At 73.9% G+C, this 19,381-nt stretch carries 16 protein-coding genes and 1 riboswitch; of the genes, 7 read left to right on the top strand and 9 right to left on the bottom strand.

Features of this window, described 5'->3' with window-relative positions; translation table 11 throughout:
- Window positions 1-14: 14 nt before the first annotated feature.
- Together K8Z61_RS01070 and K8Z61_RS01065 are read left to right on the top strand one after the other, a co-directional pair.
- On the top strand, window positions 15-215 hold the full coding sequence (locus K8Z61_RS01070) for a hypothetical protein (protein ID WP_224126222.1): 201 nt from the start codon (window positions 15-17) through the stop codon (window positions 213-215).
- 56 nt (window positions 216-271) lie between these two features.
- Entirely contained in the window at window positions 272-1,186 is a 915-nt protein-coding gene (locus K8Z61_RS01065) for an alpha/beta fold hydrolase (protein WP_224126221.1), read from the top strand.
- Window positions 1,187-1,228: 42 nt separating this feature from the next.
- Here K8Z61_RS01065 and K8Z61_RS01060 read toward each other — a convergent pair whose 3' ends face one another.
- From K8Z61_RS01060 to gatC, 8 genes are all read right to left on the bottom strand, one after another.
- The gene (locus K8Z61_RS01060) at window positions 1,229-2,089 is read right to left on the bottom strand and encodes an ECF transporter S component (protein WP_224126220.1); all 861 of its coding nucleotides are present in this window, start codon (window positions 2,087-2,089) and stop codon (window positions 1,229-1,231) included.
- On the bottom strand, window positions 2,086-3,684 hold the full coding sequence (locus tag K8Z61_RS01055; RefSeq protein ID WP_224126219.1) for an ABC transporter ATP-binding protein: 1,599 nt from the start codon (window positions 3,682-3,684) through the stop codon (window positions 2,086-2,088). Before K8Z61_RS01055 ends, K8Z61_RS01060 begins: the two co-directional genes overlap by 4 nt.
- Window positions 3,681-4,766, bottom strand: coding sequence for an energy-coupling factor transporter transmembrane component T (locus tag K8Z61_RS01050; protein WP_224126218.1), 1,086 nt, complete (start codon window positions 4,764-4,766; stop codon window positions 3,681-3,683). Before K8Z61_RS01050 ends, K8Z61_RS01055 begins: the two co-directional genes overlap by 4 nt.
- Entirely contained in the window at window positions 4,763-5,767 is a 1,005-nt protein-coding gene (locus tag K8Z61_RS01045; protein WP_224126217.1) for a hypothetical protein, read from the bottom strand. The genes K8Z61_RS01050 and K8Z61_RS01045 overlap by 4 nt, the downstream gene beginning before the upstream one ends.
- On the bottom strand, window positions 5,764-6,882 hold the full coding sequence (locus tag K8Z61_RS01040; protein WP_224126216.1) for a prenyltransferase/squalene oxidase repeat-containing protein: 1,119 nt from the start codon (window positions 6,880-6,882) through the stop codon (window positions 5,764-5,766). Before K8Z61_RS01040 ends, K8Z61_RS01045 begins: the two co-directional genes overlap by 4 nt.
- Window positions 6,883-6,984: 102 nt before the next feature.
- Window positions 6,985-7,054: riboswitch (cobalamin riboswitch) on the bottom strand.
- Between the two features lie 107 nt (window positions 7,055-7,161).
- Window positions 7,162-8,664, bottom strand: a complete 1,503-nt coding sequence (gene gatB, locus K8Z61_RS01035; protein ID WP_224126215.1) for an Asp-tRNA(Asn)/Glu-tRNA(Gln) amidotransferase subunit GatB — start codon at window positions 8,662-8,664, stop codon at window positions 7,162-7,164.
- A complete protein-coding gene (gene gatA / locus K8Z61_RS01030) occupies window positions 8,661-10,187 on the bottom strand; it encodes an Asp-tRNA(Asn)/Glu-tRNA(Gln) amidotransferase subunit GatA (protein WP_224126214.1) in 1,527 nt (508 codons plus the stop codon). Before gatA ends, gatB begins: the two co-directional genes overlap by 4 nt.
- Window positions 10,184-10,483 (bottom strand): Asp-tRNA(Asn)/Glu-tRNA(Gln) amidotransferase subunit GatC, encoded by a 300-nt coding sequence (gene gatC / locus K8Z61_RS01025; protein WP_224126213.1) that lies wholly within the window; start codon window positions 10,481-10,483, stop codon window positions 10,184-10,186. Before gatC ends, gatA begins: the two co-directional genes overlap by 4 nt.
- A gap of 230 nt (window positions 10,484-10,713) precedes the next feature.
- Here gatC and K8Z61_RS01020 point away from each other — a divergent pair, with 230 nt between their 5' ends.
- Window positions 10,714-12,255 carry an alkaline phosphatase gene (locus K8Z61_RS01020; protein ID WP_224126212.1) on the top strand — a complete coding sequence of 514 codons (1,542 nt, stop codon included), beginning with the start codon at window positions 10,714-10,716 and terminating at the stop codon, window positions 12,253-12,255.
- Window positions 12,256-12,368: 113 nt separating this feature from the next.
- Window positions 12,369-13,007 (top strand): hypothetical protein, encoded by a 639-nt coding sequence (locus tag K8Z61_RS01015; protein ID WP_224126211.1) that lies wholly within the window; start codon window positions 12,369-12,371, stop codon window positions 13,005-13,007.
- Window positions 13,008-13,014: 7 nt separating this feature from the next.
- Here the strand turns inward: K8Z61_RS01015 and ligA are convergent, their stop codons facing one another.
- A complete protein-coding gene (gene ligA, locus K8Z61_RS01010) occupies window positions 13,015-15,891 on the bottom strand; it encodes an NAD-dependent DNA ligase LigA (RefSeq protein ID WP_374227894.1) in 2,877 nt (958 codons plus the stop codon).
- A 169-nt stretch (window positions 15,892-16,060) separates the two neighbouring features.
- Here ligA and K8Z61_RS01000 point away from each other — a divergent pair, with 169 nt between their 5' ends.
- The 3 genes from K8Z61_RS01000 (at window position 16,061) to K8Z61_RS00990 (ending at window position 19,266) form a co-directional block, all read left to right on the top strand.
- Complete coding sequence (locus tag K8Z61_RS01000; RefSeq protein ID WP_224126210.1) at window positions 16,061-16,717, top strand: alpha/beta hydrolase; 657 nt, start codon at window positions 16,061-16,063, stop codon at window positions 16,715-16,717.
- A 279-nt stretch (window positions 16,718-16,996) separates the two neighbouring features.
- Window positions 16,997-17,641 (top strand): TetR-like C-terminal domain-containing protein, encoded by a 645-nt coding sequence (locus K8Z61_RS00995; protein ID WP_224126209.1) that lies wholly within the window; start codon window positions 16,997-16,999, stop codon window positions 17,639-17,641.
- Window positions 17,638-19,266: an MFS transporter gene (locus tag K8Z61_RS00990; RefSeq protein ID WP_224126208.1), complete on the top strand. Its 1,629-nt coding sequence runs from the start codon at window positions 17,638-17,640 to the stop codon at window positions 19,264-19,266. Before K8Z61_RS00995 ends, K8Z61_RS00990 begins: the two co-directional genes overlap by 4 nt.
- The last annotated feature ends 115 nt before the right edge of the window (window positions 19,267-19,381 follow it).

Below are 19,381 nucleotides of genomic sequence, written 5' to 3'. Positions count from 1 at the left end.
TCTCGGAGCACGACATGTCCTTCCCCCCGTCCCCCGTGGCCCCACTGCTCGGCACCGCCGCGCAGGTCGTCCGCACCGCCCGTCGCGCCGCCGAGCGCTGGGCGGTGGAGTCGCAGACGATCGCGCGCCGCAACGCGGAGGCGGCCACCGGGCGGCTCGCCCGCCTGCGGGCCGAGCGCGAGGACGTCGAGGACTACCTGCGCTCGCGGGCGTGACCCCGCTCCCTGGACAGTCGGGCCGACCCGTCCGGCGCGGCAGGCAGAATCGGCCCATGCGGACCTCCGCGGCGCGCACCGCCAGCAACGCCTCGCTCAGCTTCCACTCCGTGCTGTCCGACGACGGCACGCGGCTGCGCGCGTGGACCAACGACCCCGACGGCACCAAGACGGGCCCCACCGTCCTGCTGTGCAACGGGCTCGGCACCAACCCCTGGACGTGGCCCGCGCTGCTCGAGCCCGACTGCTCGGTGCGGGTGGTCTCGTGGTTCCACCGCGGCGTCGGCGGCTCCGACCGTCCGGCCGACCCGCGTCGCTGCGGCATCGAGGAGTTCGTCGAGGACGGCCTGTCGGTCATGGACCACTTCGGGCTCGAGCGGCCCGTGCTCATGGGCTGGTCGATGGGGGTCAACACCGCCTTCGAGCTCGCGTTCCGGCACCCCGAGCGGGTCGCGGGCGTCTTCGCCGTGGCGGGCGTGCCGGGCGACACCTTCGCGACGATGCTCGGCCCGCTGCACCTGCCGCACCCGGTGGCCCGCGCGCTGACCGTCAACGCCACCCGGCTCCTGCGCCTGGTCGGTCCCGCGCTCAGCCCCGTGGCCTCGCGGCTGCCGATCGGCGAGCGCGCCGTCCGGCTGGTCTCGCACAGCGGCTTCATGCTGCCGGTGCCCGACCCCGACCTCGCGGCCGTCGCGGTCTCGGAGTTCCTCACCACCCCCCTGGGCTGGTACTTCCACCTCGCGCTGCGCACCTCCGAGCACGCCCGCGTCTCGCTGCGCAACATCCGCGTGCCGGTCGCCTTCGTGGCCGGCAAGTGGGACATCCTGGCCGGCTCGCGCGACATGGCCAGCGCCGCCGCACGCATCCAGGGCGCGAGCTTCACCGAGCTCGACGGCACGCACTTCATCGCGATGGAGCAGCCCGAGATCGTCCACGACCTGCTGCTCGACTTCCTCAGCACCGTCGGCTGAGGCTCCCGGGAGCGCCCGGGCGGACGCGGCGGACCCTGCGGGTCAGCGCTGGACGTCGTCCTCCGGCGTCGCGACCACCCCGACGACCAGGGCGCGCCGGCTCGCGCGGCGCAGGGTGACGAGCACGGCGGGGCCGACGACGACGATGGCGACGGCGTTCGAGATCGCGCGCATGGTGTCCCAGCCGCCGGTCGAGGTCAGCAGGGTGTAGAGCGCGAACCGGTGGAGGTTCTCCAGCAGCGGGTCCCCCGGCACGAACGCCAGCGAGCTCGCATGGCCGGGCACCTGGATGCCCAGGGCGAACGGCCAGTTCCACAGGTTCATCAGCGCGCCGAAGAGGTACGCCGAGACCACCGCGTAGCCCGCGAGGAGGGCGATCTCGGCCCGCCCCCGGGCGCGCGGCAGCAGGCCGGCGCCCATGCCGACCCAGGCCGAGCAGAGCATCTGGTACGGCAGCCACGGCCCGACGCCGGCGGTCAGCAGCGCGGAGGCGAAGAGCGACGTGGCGCCGAGCACGAACCCGAAGCCCGGCCCGAAGACGCGGCCCGAGAGCACGAGCAGGAAGAAGACCAGCTCGACGCCGGCGAGGCCCGGGGAGATCGCGCGCACCAGCGCGTTGATCGCGCTCAGCACGCCGAGGATCGCCAGCACCCGAGGGTCCAGGCCGCCCTCGCTGACCTCGGCCAGCACGACCAGCACCACCACGGGCAGCAGCAGCAGGAAGAGGAACGGCGGCTGGAGCTCGGGCTGCCCCGACTCGGTGGGCGCCACCTGCAGCACCAGCGGCCAGACGAACATCAGCAGGCCGGCGAGCGAGGCGAGCGCGAGGGTCGCCGCCGAACGACGCGAGATCGGGACGGCGCGGGCCTCCCGAGTCGGCGGCGTGCGCTGGGCGAGGCTCATGCCGACCGCCACGCGGGGATCGCGGCGAGCACCTCGTCGACCCGCAGCCACGGCGGGCCGAGCACCTTCATGACCTGCGGCGCGAAGGCCGGCGACTCCGCGACGACCCGACGGGTCGGCCCGGTCGAGACGACCTCGCCCTCGGCGAGGACGACGACGTCGTCGGCGCACTGGGCGACGAACTCGACGTCGTGGGTGGCCACGAGCACCGCGCGGCCGTCGTCGGCGAGGTCGCGCAGGATCTGCGCCAGGGCGTGCTTGGCGGCGTAGTCGAGGCCGCGCGTCGGCTCGTCGAGCAGCAGGACGGGCGGGCGGGCGACGAGCACGAGCGCGAGCGCCAGCGCCAGCCGCTGGCCCTCGGAGAGGTCGCGCGGGTGGGCGTCGCCCGGGATGCCGGGGACGAGCCGCTCGAGCAGCGCGCGGCACTCCCCCGTGCCGGCGTCGCCGGCCGCGCACTCCTCGGCGACGCTCTCGAGGTACAGCAGGTCGGCGGCGGTCTGCGGCAGCAGGCCGACGTGGTGGCGTCGCTGGCCGGGCTCGAGCCGGGCCGGGTCGACGCCGTCGGCGCGCAGGCGCCCGCTGCGCCGCTCGCGGGTGCCCTGGAGGGTCCACAGCAGCGTCGACTTGCCCGCGCCGTTGCGTCCCATGAGCGCGGTGACGCGGCCCGACGTCAGGGCGAGGTCGACGGCGCGCAGCGCGACGGCCTGGCCGTGCGCCACCGTGACGTCGCGGGCCTCGAGCACCGGCGCGACCGGCGCGACCGAGACGGCCGGGGCTCCCGGCGCCTCGTCGTCCCACCCGTCGGGCAGGCTCCGCAGCCGACGCCGCGCGTCGCGCACGCTCAGCGGCAGCGGCCGCCAGCCCGCCGCGCGGCCGAGCTCGACGAGGGGCGGTGCGACCGGCGAGTCCAGCAGCAGCTCGGCCGGCTCCCCGACCCGCACGCCGCCGGAGCCGTCGAGCAGGCACATGACGTCGGCGAACGGCACGACCCGCTCGAGCCGGTGCTCGGCCAGGAGCACGGAGAGCCCGAGGTCGTGCACGAGCCGGGTCAGCGTCGCCAGCACCTCCTCCGCGGCCGTCGGGTCGAGCGCCGAGGTGGGCTCGTCGAGGACGAGCAGCCGCGGGTGCATGGTGAGCACCGAGCCGATCGCGACCCGCTGCTGCTGACCGCCCGAGAGCGTGCGCAGATCGCGGGAGCGCAGGTCGGCGATGCCGAGCAGGTCGAGGGTCTCCTCGACCCGGCGGCGCATCGTGGCGGCCGGCAGCCCGACCTGCTCCATGCCGTAGGCGAGCTCCTCCTCGACGGTGTCGGTGACGAAGCCGCGGGCGGGGTCCTGGCCGACGTGGCCGATCAGGTGGGCGCGGTCGCGAGGCGGGGTGCGGACGATCGAGGTGCCGTCGAGCAGCAGGTCGCCGTGGAGGACGCCGCCGGAGAAGCGCGGCACCAGTCCGGTGACGACGCCCAGGAGCGTCGACTTGCCGACGCCGGTCGGACCGGCGACCAGCACCAGCTCGCCCTCGCCGATCGTGAGGTCGACGCCGTCGAGCACCGCGTGCTCGTCGTAGCCCACCGTGACTCCGCGCAGCTCGATCATGCGCTCACCTCCGCGCGTCGGGCGGGCGGACTGACCAGTCCGCCGCCGAGGACCAGGGCGACCGCGACGAGCATGGCCAGGCTCACGGTCGGGACGACGTCGAGGGCCGGGTAGGCCAGCGGCACGTCGTGCAGGCTCACCTCGCGCATGATCCAGCCGGCGCCGACGCCGCTGAGCGCGACGGCGGTCTCCGGCCAGCCCCACGGGTCGGGGCGGTAGCGGGTGCGCTGCACCGAGCGGCCGGCGCTCACCAGGCCGCCGGCGGCGAGCAGCACGCCGAGCAGCAGCAGCGGCCGGGACGCCCAGGCGGGGCTCGTGGCGTCCAGCGAGGTGTAGACGCCCAGCGTCAGGCCCATCAGGCCGAGCAGCAGGAGGGCGCCGGTGCGTCGGCGCTCCGCGGGGGTGCGCTCGCCGGCCCGGCCGTAGCCGCGGACGTCCATGCCCGCGGCGAGCGCCAGCGAGCGGTCCAGGGCGTCCTCGAGCACGGGGACCAGGAAGCGGCGCAGCCGGCCGAGCCGGGTCTCGGCACCGGCACGGAGGCTCTGCGCGGCGCGCACCCGGCGGACGCTGTCGGCCAGCTGCGGGAAGATCGTCACCGCGACGACGAGGGCTGTGCCGATCTCGTAGAGCGCGGGCGGCACCGAGCGGAGCAGGCGCTTGGGGTTGGCCAGCGCGTTGGCCGCGCCGATGCACACCACGATGGTGCCGAGCCGCAGCCCGTCGTAGAGGCCGGAGAGCAGCGCCTCGCGGGTGATCGGGCCGAGCACGGTGATGCCGGCGGCGATGCTCGGCAGCGGCACGGTGGGCAGGTCGAGCAGCACGTGGCCGGGGTAGCCGCCGCCCAGGACGAGCCGGAAGGCGACCCGGAGGACGACGATCGTGGCGCCGAGCGCCAGGTAGACGCGGAACGACCGGCTCCACGGCTGGTCGGAGCGACGTGCGAGCACGACCATCCAGGCGGCCGCGACGAGGAGCAGCAGGGCGACGGGGTTGGTGGTGAAGGAGGCGGCCGCGGCCAGCCCGATCGCCCACGCCCACCAGGCGGCGGGGTGGAGGTCACGGGCCAGCCGCGGCGCGCTCATCGTCCGGCTCCCGCTCGGCGGCGCAGGGTGACGACGCCGCCGACGAGGGCGGCGACGACGAGCAGGACGGGGGCGATCCACACCGGCAGGCCGCCGGACGCGTCGTCGCCGCCGACGCTGCTGGCGGCGTCGGCCTGCTCCTCGGTGGGCACGGCGGTGATGGTGGCGTCCGGGCTCCCGGGGGTCGCACCCGCGGGGCTGCCGGGACTGCCGGGGCTGCTCGGCGCGCCCTCGCTCGGCCGCGCCGACGGGGACGCCGTCGCGGGGCGCGACGCGGACGCCGACGCGCCCGGCGGGGCCGTGGCCGCGGCGCGGCCGGGACGCGACCCCGGCGTCGAGCCGGTGCCGCCGGAGCCGGAGGCACCCGCGGCCGAACCGTTGGACGTCGAGGGACGCGAGCCCCCCGACCCGGACGAGCCCGACGTGGCCGAGCCCGACCCGGACGAGCCGGACGTGGCCGAGCCGCCCGAGCCGCCCGAGCCGCGCGTGGGCGTCGGCGAGGCGGCGGGCTTCGCGGCCTGCACCGGGGCGGCCGTGGACGGGCGCACGGTGCCGGAGCGCTGGTCCCACACGAACGCCAGCGACCCGCCGGCCGGCACCTTCAGCGAGCGGACGCCGAGCGTGCTGTAGACCCAGGTGCCCCTGGTGCCGTCGCTCCACCACAGGCTCCAGTAGGCCGAGGCCGGCGAGGCCTCGCGGCACGGATCGCTCGCCGGGGCGGCGTCGACCCGGCAGACGAAGCCCGGGTCCTGCTGGGCGTAGGTGAGCTGGTGGCCGGCCGCGGCGAACAGCGCCGTGGCCGAGGTCGAGCCCGAGGCCGCCACGCAGGCGGTGCTCGTCGAGCCGAGCTCGTTGGCCTCGACGACCACGCTGATGCCGCCGGCGTCGGAGCACGTCGCCGCCGAGGCCGGTCGCGCGGACGCCACCACGGCGGCCGGCCCGAGCAGGCCGGCCGCCGTCACGACCGCGGCGAGGAGCCGCGGCAGCCGTGCGTGCGTCACGCGCGGCAGGCGGAGACGAGCAGGTAGTCCAGCGAGGACGCGGCCTGCGCGCTCGCCAGGCGCCACTGGCCGCGCGTCTCCGTGGTGATGCCGTCGGCCTGGCCGGCCTTGAAGGCCGCGGGGTCGTAGGCGATCGCGCCGACCTGCGTGCCCAACGGGCCCGAGGCGTCGCGCTTGACCTGGCGTCCGAGCACCCAGCGCGCGGCGTCCGCGGCCGGACCGCAGGCCTTCAGCGCGGCGAGCGCGGTGCCCGCGAGCCCGGTGGAGTTGGTGTTGACGCCCAGGCCGCCGCCGTCGGTGAACGCGCCGGAGGAGAACTGGTGGTCGACCAGGTAGCGGCGCGCCTGGCTGAGCACCGGGTCGATGGTGTCGGCGTTGCTGGCGGTGCGGGCGGCCTTGAGCGCGAGGACGGCGAACGCGGTGGCGTCGATGCTGGGCTCGCTGCCCTCCGCGCCGGTGACGCAGCGCTGCTGCTCGGCGGTCTTGGCGCTGAAGTAGACGCGGAACGCGCCGGTGCTGCACTGCTGGCGCACCAGGTAGCCGATCGCGTCGGCGGCCCGCCCGGAGCGCAGCCGAGCCAGCGCCTCGACGGCGAAGGCCTGCCCGATCGTGTTGCTGTAGTCGGGACCGGCGCTGTCCTGGAGGCGGCCGTTCAGGGGCGCCTCGGTGGCGATCGCCGCCTCGAGCCGCTGCTTCAGGTCGACGCCGCCGAAGTCGGTGGCGTCCTGACGGCTCCGCGCGACGTAGGCGGTGAGCTTGGCGGTGGCGCCGCCGTAGACCGTGCCGTCGAAGGTCGTGTAGGCGTCGACGCCCTTCGCGAGCGCCGCGTCGGCCCGGGCGATGGTGCCGGCGAAGCGGTCGGTGGTGCGCAGGTAGGACGCGACGTCGACGGTCGTGCTGAGGTCGTCGAACTGGTACTGGGCGTTGTAGACGACGCCGCGGCCGTTGATCTGGCGGGCCAGCCAGGTGCCGGCGTCGGCCTGGGCGCGCGCCGCGGCGGATGCGCTGACGCCGGCGTCCGCGGTGCCGGGCACCAGCGCGAGGCCGGCTCCGGTGGCGATCGTCGCGACGGCGGCGGTGGCGATCGTCGCAAGGCGACGACGGGTGGCGGTCATGAGGGGTTCCTTTCCGCTGCACGCAGCGGACAGGACGCACCGGGAGCCGGTGGGACCGCCCGCTGCTTTCCTCGACAGCGTGGGATCACAACGCCCGTGGGAGGCATTCCGGCTCGCCGTCGTGGAGACGGCCTACGGTTGCGGGTCAGCGCCGGACTTCGACCGGCTTCCCCTCGTCACGGACGGCATGGATGGATGTGTGGTCCGGACTCTACGCCCGCGACCGCCCCGCCGCCCCATCGGTCCGGGACGGCGAGACGCGGCGGTCCGGAGGACGGGTCAGGCCAGCCGCTCCAGGATCAGCTCGCGGACGCGGCCGGCGTCGGCCTGGCCGCGCATCTCCTTCATCACCGCGCCGATGAGGGCGCCGGCGGCGGCGACCTTGCCGTCGCGGATCTTCGCGGCGACGTCGGGGTTGGCGGCGATGGCGGCGTCGACGGCCGCGGTGAGCGCGCCGTCGTCGGAGACGATCGCCAGGCCGCGGGCCGCGACGATCTCCTCGGGCGTGCCCTCGCCGGCGACGAGGCCGTCGAAGACCTGACGGGCCAGCTTGTCGTTGAGCGAGCCCGCGTCGACGAGCGCCTGGACGGCCGCGACCTGCGCGGGGCTGACGCCGAGCTCGCCGATCTCGACGCCGGTGTCGTTGGCCCGGCGTGCGAGGTCGGAGAGCCACCACTTGCGGGCGGCCTGCGGCGAGGCGCCCGCGGCGATCGTCTCCTCGACCAGCCCGAGCGCGCCGGCGCCCACGGTGTCGCGCATCTCCAGGTCGCTGAAGCCCCACTCGGCCTGCAGCCGCGCCCGGCGCTGGGTCGGGTTCTCGGGCAGCGTGCCGCGCAGCTCCTCGACCCACTCCGGCGACGGCGCGACGGGCACGAGGTCGGGCTCGGGGAAGTACCGGTAGTCCTCGGCGTCGGACTTCTCCCGGCCCGACGTGGTGATGCCGGTGTCCTCGTGCCAGTGCCGCGTCTCCTGCAGGATCGAGCCGCCGCCCTGCAGGATCGCGGCGTGCCGCTGCATCTCGAAGCGGACGGCCCGCTCGACGGACCGGAACGAGTTGACGTTCTTGGTCTCGGTGCGGGTGCCGAGCACGTCGCTGCCCTTCGGCGCGAGCGAGAGGTTGACGTCCGCGCGCAGGTTGCCCTGGTCCATGCGGGCCTCGGAGACGCCGAGCGCGACGATCAGCTCGCGGAGCTGCTGGACGTAGGCGCGCGCCACCTCGGGGGCCCGCTCCCCGGCGCCGACGATCGGCTTGGTGACGATCTCGATCAGGGGGATGCCGGCGCGGTTGTAGTCGACCAGGGAGTAGTCGGCGCCGTGGATGCGGCCGGTGGCGCCGCCGACGTGGGTGGACTTGCCGGTGTCCTCCTCCATGTGCGCCCGCTCGATCTCGACGCGGAACGTCTCGCCGTCGACCTCGACGTCCATCCAGCCGTCGAAGCAGATCGGCTCGTCGTACTGGGAGGTCTGGAAGTTCTTCGGCATGTCCGGGTAGAAGTAGTTCTTCCGGGCGAACCGGCACCACTCGGCGATCCGGCAGTTCAGCGCCAGGCCGATGCGGATCGCCGACTCCACGGCCTTGCCGTTGACCACCGGCATGGCGCCGGGCAGGCCGAGGCAGGTCGGGCACACCTGGGTGTTCGGCTCGCCGCCGAAGACGGTCGAGCAGCCGCAGAACATCTTGGTGGCGGTGTTGAGCTCGACGTGCACCTCCAGGCCCAGCGCGGGGTCGAAGGCCGCGAGCACGTCGTCGAAGGGCAGCAGGGTCTCGGCGGTCGCGCTCATCGGGCGGCTCCTTCCAGGGCCGGGGCCTGGGCCAGCAGCGGCCCGCCCCACTCGGACTCCAGCGCGGCCTCGAGGGCGGCGCCGACGCGGTAGACGCGGTCGTCGGCCATCACCGGGGCGAGCACCTGGAAGCCGACGGGCAGCCCGGTGTCGTCGGCCAGGCCGGCCGGCAGCGACAGGCCGGGGACGCCGGCCAGGTTCGCCGGGATGGTGGCGAGGTCGTTGAGGTACATCGCCAGCGGGTCGTCGAGCTTCTCGCCCAGCTTGAAGGCGGTGGTCGGCGACGTCGGGCTCACCAGCACGTCGACCTGGCCGAAGGCGGCGTCGAAGTCGCCCTTGATCAGGGTGCGGACGCGCTGGGCGGTGCCGTAGTACGCGTCGTAGTAGCCGCTGGACAGCGCATAGGTGCCGAGGACGATGCGGCGCTTGACCTCGTCGCCGAAGCCGGCGTCGCGGCTGGCCCGCATGACCTCCTCGGCGCTCGGCGAGGCGATGCCCTCGGGCTGGACGCGCAGGCCGTAGCGCATGGCGTCGAACTTGGCGAGGTTGCTGGAGACCTCGCACGGCATGATCAGGTAGTAGGTGGCCAGGGCGTGCACGAAGCTCGGGCACGACACCTCGACGACCTCCGCGCCGGCGGCGACGAGCAGGTCGACGCCGTGCTGGAACCGCGCGAGCACGCCGTCCTGGTAGCCCTCGCCGGACAGCTCGCGGATGACGCCGACGCGCAGGCCGGCCAGATCGCCGCCGGCGCCCTGCCGGGCGGCGTCGACGAGCGAGGGCAGCGGGTCGGCGATCGAGGTGGAGTCGAGCGGATCGTGACCGCCGACGAGCTCCTGGAGCAGCGCAGCGTCCAGCACCGTGCGGGTGACCGGACCGACCTGGTCGAGGCTGTTGGCCATGGCGACGAGGCCGTAGCGCGAGACGGCGCCGTAGGTGGGCTTCACGCCGACGGTGCCGGTGACCGCGCCGGGCTGACGGATCGAGCCGCCGGTGTCGGTGCCGAGCGCTAGCGGCGCCTCGAAGGCGGCCAGCGCCGCGGCCGAGCCGCCGCCGGAGCCGCCGGGGATGCGCTCGAGGTCCCAGGGGTTGCGGGTGGGGCCGTAGGCCGAGTGCTCGGTGGAGGAGCCCATCGCGAACTCGTCCATGTTGGTCTTGCCGAGGATCGGAAGGCCCGCGGCCTTGAGCCGGGCCACCACCGTGGCGTCGTACGGTGGGATCCAGCCCTCCAGGATCCGCGAGCCGCAGGTCGTCGGCAGCCCCTCGGTGGCCAGGACGTCCTTGACCGCGATCGGCACGCCGTCGAGCGCGGACGCCGGGCTGCCGGCGGCGCGTCGGGCGTCCGAGGCCTCCGCGGCGGCGAGGGCGCCCTCGGCGTCGACGTGGAGGAAGGCGTGGACGGGGCCGTCGACCTCGGCGATGCGGTCGAGGTGGGCCTGGGTCAGGGCGACCGAGGTGGTCTCCCCCGAGGCCAGCGCGTCGGCGAGCTCGGCCGCCGAGCGGCGGATCAGCGGGGCGCTCACTGCTCGTCCCCGAGGATCCGCGGGACCATGAAGCGCTGCTCCTCGGACGCCGGGGCGCCCGACAGCGCCTGCTCGGGCGTCAGGCTCGGGCGCACGACGTCGTCGCGGAAGACGTTGACCAGCGGCAGCGGGTGGGACGTGGGGGCGACGTCGTCGCCGGCCACGCCGCTGATCGAGGCGACCGACTCGAGGATCACCGACAGCTGCGGCGCGAGGTGGTCGAGCTCGGCGTCGGACAGGTCGATCCGCGCGAGCGTGGCCAGGTGGGCCACCTCGGCTCGGGTGATCTCAGGCATGGCGCTCATCCTAGGGAGGGCCGGCCGGACGTCGCCCAGCCGGTGGCCGAGGCGTCCCCCGGCTGCGGAGTTCCCGGATCCCCGAGTGTTCACCTGCTCGTCCGACGCAGGTCGTCCACGGGCCTCCCAGCGGGGGCGGAGCGCTTCCTAGGTTCGAGGTGCACTGCGGGGAGGGCGGTTCGCGCCTGCACCTCGCCGTGCCTCCACGAGCCCCCTCGAAAGGAAGCAGCATGCGCTCCTCCCTGCGTTCGTCGCGGTCCCGCACCGCGGCCGCCGCCGCGGTCCTGGTCCTGGCGACCTCCGCCGGCACCGCCGCCGCCACCTTCAGCGCGCCGGCCACGGCCGCCGGCCAGCAGGCCGCCAAGCCGAAGACGACGCCGCGCCCGGCCGTCAAGAACGTCATCTACCTGCTGGGCGACGGCATGGGCCGCACCCACGTCACCGCCGCCCGCGAGCGGTACTACGGCCTCGAGGGCCACCTGAACATGGAGACCCTGCCGGTCGTCGGCCAGGTCTCGACCTACTCGGTGCAGAAGAACTCGGGCCAGCCCGGCGCCGCCGACTTCGCGCCCAACGCCGTCACCGACTCCGCCTCCGCCGCCACCGCGTGGTCCTCGGGCGTGAAGACCTACAACGCCGCCCTCGGCGTCGACGCCAAGGGCAACGTCGTCCCGACGCTGATGGAGCAGGCGAAGAAGTCGGGCTACCGCACCGGCAACGTCTCCACCGCCGAGATCACCGACGCCACCCCGGCCGGCCAGATGAGCCACGCGCTCGCCCGCGGCTGCCAGGGCCCGACCTACTCCGACGCCGCCTGCCAGGACCTCGCCATCACCGGCACCGCCCTGCCGACCACGGACGTCCGGGTCACCCCGATCGCCGACCAGATCGCCCGCAACAAGACCGCGGACGTCATCCTCGGCGGCGGCCTCGGCCGCTTCGACGCCGACGACGAGGCCGCGCTCAAGGGCAACGGCTACACCGTGCTCGGCTCGCCGGCCACCCAGACCGTCGCCACCGAGACCGACCTCGCGTCCGCCACCGGCAAGCGCGTCTTCGGCCTGTTCAACAAGGGCAACCTGACGGTCGAGAAGTACAAGGCCGACAACCCGGCCAGCGACCAGGCCAAGGAGCCGTCGCTGCCCGAGATGACCCAGAAGGCGATCGACCTGCTGAAGACCTCGCCGAGCTCGAGCAAGGGCTTCTACCTGCAGGTCGAGGGCGCGCTGATCGACAAGCGCTCGCACGCCAACGACGCCGCGCAGACGCTGCAGGAGACCAAGGCGTTCGACGACGCGGTGAAGGTCGCGCTCGACTTCGCGAAGAAGGACAAGCACACCCTGGTGATCGTCACCGCCGACCACGAGTGCGCCGGCTTCAACATCATCGAGAAGGGCACCTACACCAACGCCGAGGCCTCGGCGCCGCCGGCCAACGTCGACTCCGGCAACCCGGCCAACAGCTCCAGCCCGGCCCGGGCGTCCAGCGGCAAGAAGAGCGACACCCGCTCGACCGGCTTCGCCAACGCCCCCGGCGCCTCGGACGTCAACAACTTCGGCCCGGCCACGTTCCGCACCCCGGACGACGCCGCTGGCGTCCAGGACGGCACCGCCGACGCCAGCCTGTGGCTGACCTACCTGTCGGGCAACCACACCGGCGCCGACGTCCCGCTGTTCGCCTTCGGACCGACCTCGAGCAAGGTCGCCGGCAGCGTCGACAACACCTTCCTGCACACGGTGATGGCGCAGGCGCTCTACCTCACCACGAAGTGAGCCCGGCCCCGCCTGCGCGGGGCCAGCACGACCAGCCCGATCCGTCCGGGGCGGTCGGCCCGACGGCCGGCCGCCCCGGCGGCACACCCGCCCTTCGACCCGGAGGTCCTCCCGTGCCGACCCGCACGCCCGAGCCCGCTCCCCGCCCCCGCGCCCTGCTCCGTCCGCTCGGCGTCGGCCTCGCCGCCGTCGTTCTCGGCGTCGGCGCGTATCTCGTGACCGACGCCGTGCGCGCCGACGACGCCTCCTCCCCGGGCGTCTCCCCTGCGGCCGCCGAGGCCGCGCCCACCTCGTCCGCCTCGCCCTCGAAGCCGCCGGCCGACGCCGTCACCGCGCCCGACGCCGCCGTCACCGCCTTCCCCGGGCTCGCGGCCGCGACCGGCGATCCCGTGCTGCCGGGCACCGCCGACGCGGCCCCGTCGACCCCCGGCGGGGTCGGCCGGATCGCCGGCCCCTTCGACGACCGGTTCGCCTGGCAGCGGCTGCGCCTCGCCGACGGCGTCGTCACCGGCGGGCTGGACGTCACCAGCGACGTCAGCGACCTGCTCGAGCTGCAGGTGCAGGCCGCCTTCTACGACCGCTCCGGCCGCCTGCTCGGCGTGGGCCGGTTCACCCACCACCTCGACGAGTCGACCCACCAGGACGACGGCCCGCCCTCGGAGCTCGAGCGGTTCCGCATCGCCGCGCCGGCCTCCTACCGCGCGAAGGTGGCCTCGGCCGCCGTCGGCGTGCCGGTGCTGGTGAACGAGTAGGCGGCGCTCAGCCCGGGCTGGCGGAGGGCTCGTCGGCCCCGGCCGACTCGTCCGCCTCACCCGCCTCGCCCGCCTCGTCGGGTGCGGGCGGGCCACTCTCGAGCAGGCTGACGAACCCCGCCTCGTCGAGGATCGGGACGCCGAGCTGCTCGGCCTTCTCGGCCTTGGAGCCGGCGTTCTCGCCGATCACGACGAAGTCGGTCTTCTTGGAGACCGAGCCCGCGGCCTTGCCGCCGCGGGCCAGGATCGCCTCCTTGGCGGAGTCGCGGCTGAAGCCGACCAGCGAGCCGGTGACCACCACGGTGAGGCCCTCGAGGGTGCGCGGCAGGGACTCGTCCCGCTCGTCGGCCATGGTGACGCCCGCCGCGGCCCAGCGGTCGACGATCGCGGCGTGCCAGTCGACGGCGAACCACTCGAGCACCGCCTCGGCGATGGTGGGGCCGACGCCCTCGGCCGCGGCGAGGGCCTCGGGGCTGGCGGCGCGGATGGCGTCCATCGAGCCGAACTCGGTGGCCAGCGCCCGCGCCGCAGTCGGCCCGACGTGGCGGATGGAGAGGCCGACGAGCACGCGCCACAACGGCACGCCCTTGGCCGTGCCCAGGTTCTCCAGCAGCTTGAGCCCGTTGGCGGTGAGCTGGCGGCCCTCCTCGCCCCGCTTGGGCGCCCGGGTGAACAGGTCGGTGCGCAGCAGGCGCTCGGCGTCGAGGTCGAACACGTCGCCCTCGTCGGCGATGACGCCGTGCTCGAGCAGCTCGACGGCGGCCTCGTAGCCCAGGCCCTCGATGTCGAAGGCACCGCGGCCGGCCACGTGGAAGACCCGCTCGCGCACCTGGGCCGGGCACAGCCGGTGGTTGGGGCAGCGGAGGTCCTTGTCGCCCTCCTTCTGCTCGACCAGCGTCGTGCCGCAGGCGGGGCACTCGGTGGGCATGACCCACTCCGGCAGGCCCTCGGGGCGCAGCGCGAGCACCGGGCCGAGGATCTCGGGGATGACGTCGCCGGCCTTGCGCAGGATGACGGTGTCGCCGGGGCGGACGTCCTTGCGCCGCACCTCGTGGGCGTTGTGCAGCGTGGCGTTCTCGACCGTGGAGCCGGCCACCCGGGTCGGCTCCATGACGCCGAAGGGCGTCACCCGGCCGGTGCGCCCGACGTTGACCCGGATGTCTTTCAGCAGGGTGTTGACCTCCTCGGGCGGGTACTTGAAGGCGATCGCCCACCGCGGCGCCCGGCTGGTGGAGCCGAGCCGGCGCTGGAGCGCGACGTCGTCGACCTTCACCACGACCCCGTCGATCTCGTGCTCGACGTCGTGCCGGTGCTCGCCGTAGTGCTCGATGAAGCCCTGCACGGCCGCGAGGTCGGGCAGCACCCGCACGCGCTCGCTGACCGGGAGGCCCCAGTCGGCGAGCGCCTCGTAGCCCTGCGACTGGCTGACCGGCTCGAACCCCTCGCGCGCGCCGATGCCGTGACAGACCATCGCCAGCGCGCGCGACGCCGTGACGCGCGGGTCCTTCTGGCGCAGCGAGCCCGCCGCCGCGTTGCGCGGGTTGGCGAACATGGGACGCCCGGCCTCGACCATCTGCTCGTTGAGCCGCTCGAAGGCGGCGACCGGCAGGAAGACCTCGCCGCGCACCTCGACCAGTCGCGGGACGGGGTGGGCGTCGGTGCCCGTGAGCCGGTGCGGGATGCCGTCGATGGTGCGGACGTTCGGGGTGACGTCCTCGCCGGTCGTGCCGTCGCCGCGGGTGAGCGCACGGACCAGCCGGCCGTCCTCGTAGAGCAGGTTGATCGCCAGGCCGTCGACCTTGAGCTCGCACAGGAGCGCGGGGCTCTCGACGCCGTCGCGGGCCAGGCGGGCGTGCCAGGCCGCGAGCTCGTCGGCGGAGAAGGCGTTGTCGAGGCTCTCCATGCGCTGCAGGTGCGCCACCGGGGTGAACTCGGTGGAGACCGCGCCCCCCACCTTCTGCGTCGGCGAGTCGGGGGTGCGCAGCTCGGGGAACTCCTCCTCCAGCGCCTCGAGCCGCCGCAGCCGACGGTCGAAGTCGGCGTCGTCGAGGGTGGGGTCGTCGAGGACGTAGTAGCGCCAGCGCGCGTCCTCGATCTCCTCGGCCAGGACGCGGTGCTCCTCGCGGGCGGCGTCGGGCACCGCATCTACAAGTTGCTCATCGGCCACCAGCGTCTCCAGTGCCTTTACTAACTCGATCGCCGTCGGCCTCGACGCGGGCTGCTTTGCGAAGCACTGGCGGACAATCGGCTCCCAACTGGCAGGCAGACCAGCAAGATCAGGCTGACCGTTAAGAATAGCCCTCATTGACTGCTCGGGAGTCCCACGAAAAGCCGGATGCCGCGTGAGAGCCCAGACCGCAGTCGCCCCAAACTGCCAGATATCGATGGGCCAGCCCGGGTCGGATCCACCCGTTACCTGCTCAGGGGTCAGATATGCGTTCTTCCCGTAGACTGCGTCGGTGAACTCGGACTTTGCTCCGATGATCGCAATGCCAAGATCAATCAGTACGGCACCGCCGTGAGTGACCATGACGTTGTCCGGAGTGATGTCACGATGGATCACTGGAGGCGACGCATTGTGCAGAGCAACTAGGGCATTTGCTATGTGCAAAAGGCGCTCGGCGCACTCACGAGATTGCAGTGGACCGTTTTGCTGGACAAACTCCTGAAGAGTAACATCGCCGACAAATTCCATCGCGAGCCAAGGAGGGGAGGATTCGAAATCGGCGCCTTGGTATCGCGGGAGCGCGTGGTGGTGAACTCTCCGCAGAGCCTCTGCCTCTCGCTGCAACCATTGCGCCGAACGCGTCGACGGGTGGGCCCGCGGGATTTTCAGGATCACCACGAAACCGCGGCGATTTCTCGCAATACCAACGTCGCTCATGGAGCGAGAGGCAACAACGCGCTCGACGGTCCAAGGGCCGATAACGGAGCCAGCTTGCATTGGGATCCCCGATCAACGACACCAGTTGGACAGATCATAGGTCTCAGATCTTGGGACCGGAGGGGTGAGCCCCAACCGGTCGAGGCGCCGGCTCCGAAACGATGATGTGGTGAGCCTTGTGCAGACGACGCGTCCGATGCCGTCCCTGACCCGTCGCGATCCCGCCGGCCGGCACCAGCGCGGCGCGGTGCGCGGGGTCGTCCTGCTCCTGCACGGCGGCACGGAGCACTCCGAGGAGGTCGTCGACGGGCGCAGCGCCTCGTGGCGACGGATGGGCGCGATCCAGCGGGCGATCACGCCCGCCGCGCACGAGCAGCGCATCGGCACCTGGCTGCTGCGCTACCGGGTGCGCGGCTGGAACGAGAACGGCGTCAGCGCGATCGAGGACGCCCGCTGGGCGCTCGAGCAGATCGGCCGCGCCCACGGCGACGTGCCGGTCGTGCTGCTCGGCCACTCGATGGGCGGACGCACCGCGATCCACGTGGCCGACGACCCGGTCGTGCGCGGCGTCGTCGGGCTCGCGCCCTGGTGGCCGCCGTCCTCCCCCGTCGGCGCCCTGAACGACCGGCACCTGCGGGCCGCGCACGGTCGCAGCGACAAGATCACCTCCGCCCGCCAGACCCGCGCCCTGGTGGAGCGCGCCGAGCGGGTCGCGGCGTCCGCGGAGTTCACCGACATGGGCCGCGTCGGCCACTACATGCTGCGCCGCATCCCGGCCTGGAACGCCTTCGCCCGCGACGCCTCCCTCGCGCTGCTCGACGGCTGAGGCCTCTCTCCGAGGCCGGCTCGGCTCGGCTCAGCACGGCCCGTCCCACTGGTCCCTCGCGTCCCTCAGGACGGGCGAAGCCGATGGATGACGGGCGAAGTTTCGCCTGTCATCCATCGGTTTCCCCGGTCGACCGGGGAAACCGACAGGAGACGGCCCCGAATGTGACCCACGTCACCCCACAGATCCCGGATGCGGGAATGCCCTGAGCCGGCGTACGGTTCGGGTGAAACGAAACGGTTTCGTTTCACTCCCGACCACGACGCACCGGAGCCCGGCATGACGCCCACCCGCACCCGTCACGACGCCGACGAGGCCACCCCTCGTCCGCGGATCGAGGGCGAGCGCGAGCAGGAGGTCTTCGCCGCGACCCTGGCGGTGCTCGCCGACGTCGGGTACGACCGGCTGACGATGGACGCCGTCGCGACCGCCGCCAAGGCGTCGAAGGCGACGCTCTACCGCCGCTGGGAGGGCAAGGGCGACCTCGTCGTCGACGCCCTCGTGCACCACAAGGGCCAGCAGCCGCCGGCTCCCGACACCGGATGCCTGCGCACCGACCTCGTCGCCGCCTTCTGCGGCCTCGGCGGCACGCTGACGACCGAGCAGATGTCCATCTTCGCCAGCGTCGTCACGGCGCTGCACCGTGACGCCGACCTCGCGCGGGAGTTCCGCAGCCGCGTGATCGGTCCCAAGGTGGCCGCCACCCGCGCCATCTTCGAGCGGGCCCGCGACCGCGGCGAGATCGCCGAGGACGTCGACCTCGACCTGCTCGCCCCCGCCCTGCCCGGCATCGTCCTGCACCGCGTCCTGGTGCTCGGCGACGTCCCCGCGCCCGACCTCGTCGAGCGCGTCATCGACCAGATCGTCCTGCCCGTCGCCGGCCACGCCCCGACCGCGCCCCACCTCGAGGAGACCCACCCATGACCGACCTGACGAAGCCCGCGCCGGTCGCGGGCGGGGGCGAGGCCGCCCCCTCGTCCCACGTGCACCCGGCGCTCGCGCTGATCCTCATCTGCTCCGCGCAGCTGATGGTCGTGCTCGACTCCACCATCGCCAACATCGCGCTGCCGTTCATCGGCCGCGACCTCGACATCCAGGGCACCAACCTGTCGTGGATCGTCACCGGCTACGCGCTGGCCTTCGGCGGCCTGCTCCTGCTCGGCGGACGCCTCGGCGACCTGTACGGACGCCGCCGCGTGTTCATGATCGGCGTCGCCCTGTTCGCCGTGGCCTCCGCGCTCGGCGGCCTGGCGCAGAACGAGGCCATGCTGCTGGGCTCGCGGGGCCTGCAGGGCGTGGGCGCGGCGCTGGCCTCCCCCACCGCGCTCGCGCTGATCACCACGACCTTCCCGGCCGGCCCGCAGCGCAACCGCGCCTTCTCGGTCTTCGCCGCGATGTCCGGTCTCGGCGCCGCCATCGGCCTGGTGCTCGGCGGCTGGCTCACCGACCTCGACCCCAGCTGGGGCTGGCGTCTGACCTTCCTGATCAACGTGCCGATCGGCCTCGGCGCCGCCCTGCTCGCCCCGCGGGCGCTGCCCGACACCGACCACCACGCCGGCCGGCTCGACGTGCCCGGCGCGATCCTCGGCACGGGCGGCCTGCTCGCCCTGGTCTACGGCATCACCCGCACCGGCACCACCGACGGCAGCGGCGCGACCTACGGCTGGTCGGACCCGATGGCGCTGACGTTCATCGCCGCCGGCGTGATCCTGCTGGCGATCTTCGTGCTGGTCGAGACCCGCATCGCCTCGCCGATCATGCCGCTGCGGATCTTCGCCAGCCGGCAGCGCGGCGTCGCCTTCCTGGCCATGATGATCACGCCCGCCGCGATGTTCGCGATGTTCTTCTTCCTCTCGCAGTTCGTGCAGAACGTCATGGGCTACAGCCCGCTGCGCACCGGCTTCGCGTTCCTGCCGTTCGCGGTCGGCATGGTCTTCGGCGCCACGGCGTCCTCGAAGCTCATCGCCCGCGTCGACCCGCGCTTCCTGGCCGGCACCGGCACGCTCCTGGCCGGCTTCTCGCTGCTGATGTTCTCCCGCCTCCAGGCCGAGACCTCGGCCGCGGCGGTCGTCGCGGCCGCGAAGGGCGGCGACCTCGGCGCCTCGGTGAACTACTGGACCGACATCGCGCCGTTCATCGTCGTCATGGCGCTGGGCATGGGCCTCACCTTCGTCCCGATGACGCTGGTGGCCGTGCACGGCGTGCGCACCGAGGACTCCGGCATCGGCTCCGGCGTGCTCAACACCATGCAGCAGGTCGGCGGCGCGCTCGGCCTGGCCAGCCTCTCCACCGTCGCGGCGCACTTCACCTCGGAGAAGATCGCCTCGGTCGGCGCCGCGGTGCAGCAGCTCGGCCCGGACCTCGCCGGCGTGAACCCCGACGCCCTGCAGGGCCAGGTCTACTTCGCCTCGTTCTCCGAGGGCGCCACGCACGCCTTCCTGGTGGGCGCCTTCATGATCTGGACGGCGTCGCTGCTGATCTGGGCGCTGCTCAGCGTCAAGCACACCGAGCTCGCCGGCGACGCCCCCGCCGGGGTGCACGCCGGCTGAGCCGGCTGCGCCGGCAAAGGGGCCGACACACCTCGCGAGCCCGCACGTCCTGCCCGGACGTGCGGGCTCGTGCGCGTCCGGGCACGTTGCGGAGACCGGGCCCCGGAGGCCGGGC

Origin of the sequence: Nocardioides sp. TRM66260-LWL (genome assembly GCF_020075545.1) — a bacterium.
Classification (GTDB): domain Bacteria; phylum Actinomycetota; class Actinomycetes; order Propionibacteriales; family Nocardioidaceae; genus Nocardioides.
This window is presented reverse-complemented; position numbering and strand designations above follow the sequence as displayed.

Excerpts from the sequence above, each read along its gene's own strand:
- K8Z61_RS01070 (WP_224126222.1), top strand. The coding sequence starts at position 15 with ATGTCCTTCCCCCCGTCCCCCGTGGCCCCACTGCTCGGCACCGCCGCG.
- K8Z61_RS01065 (WP_224126221.1), top strand. The coding sequence starts at position 272 with ATGCGGACCTCCGCGGCGCGCACCGCCAGCAACGCCTCGCTCAGCTTC.
- K8Z61_RS01060 (WP_224126220.1), bottom strand. The coding sequence starts at position 2,089 with ATGAGCCTCGCCCAGCGCACGCCGCCGACTCGGGAGGCCCGCGCCGTC.
- K8Z61_RS01055 (WP_224126219.1), bottom strand. The coding sequence starts at position 3,684 with ATGATCGAGCTGCGCGGAGTCACGGTGGGCTACGACGAGCACGCGGTG.
- K8Z61_RS01050 (WP_224126218.1), bottom strand. The coding sequence starts at position 4,766 with ATGAGCGCGCCGCGGCTGGCCCGTGACCTCCACCCCGCCGCCTGGTGG.
- K8Z61_RS01040 (WP_224126216.1), bottom strand. The coding sequence starts at position 6,882 with ATGACCGCCACCCGTCGTCGCCTTGCGACGATCGCCACCGCCGCCGTC.
- gatB (WP_224126215.1), bottom strand. The coding sequence starts at position 8,664 with ATGAGCGCGACCGCCGAGACCCTGCTGCCCTTCGACGACGTGCTCGCG.
- gatC (WP_224126213.1), bottom strand. The coding sequence starts at position 10,483 with ATGCCTGAGATCACCCGAGCCGAGGTGGCCCACCTGGCCACGCTCGCG.
- K8Z61_RS01020 (WP_224126212.1), top strand. The coding sequence starts at position 10,714 with ATGCGCTCCTCCCTGCGTTCGTCGCGGTCCCGCACCGCGGCCGCCGCC.
- ligA (WP_374227894.1), bottom strand. The coding sequence starts at position 15,891 with ATGAGCGACGTTGGTATTGCGAGAAATCGCCGCGGTTTCGTGGTGATC.
- K8Z61_RS00995 (WP_224126209.1), top strand. The coding sequence starts at position 16,997 with ATGACGCCCACCCGCACCCGTCACGACGCCGACGAGGCCACCCCTCGT.
- K8Z61_RS00990 (WP_224126208.1), top strand. The coding sequence starts at position 17,638 with ATGACCGACCTGACGAAGCCCGCGCCGGTCGCGGGCGGGGGCGAGGCC.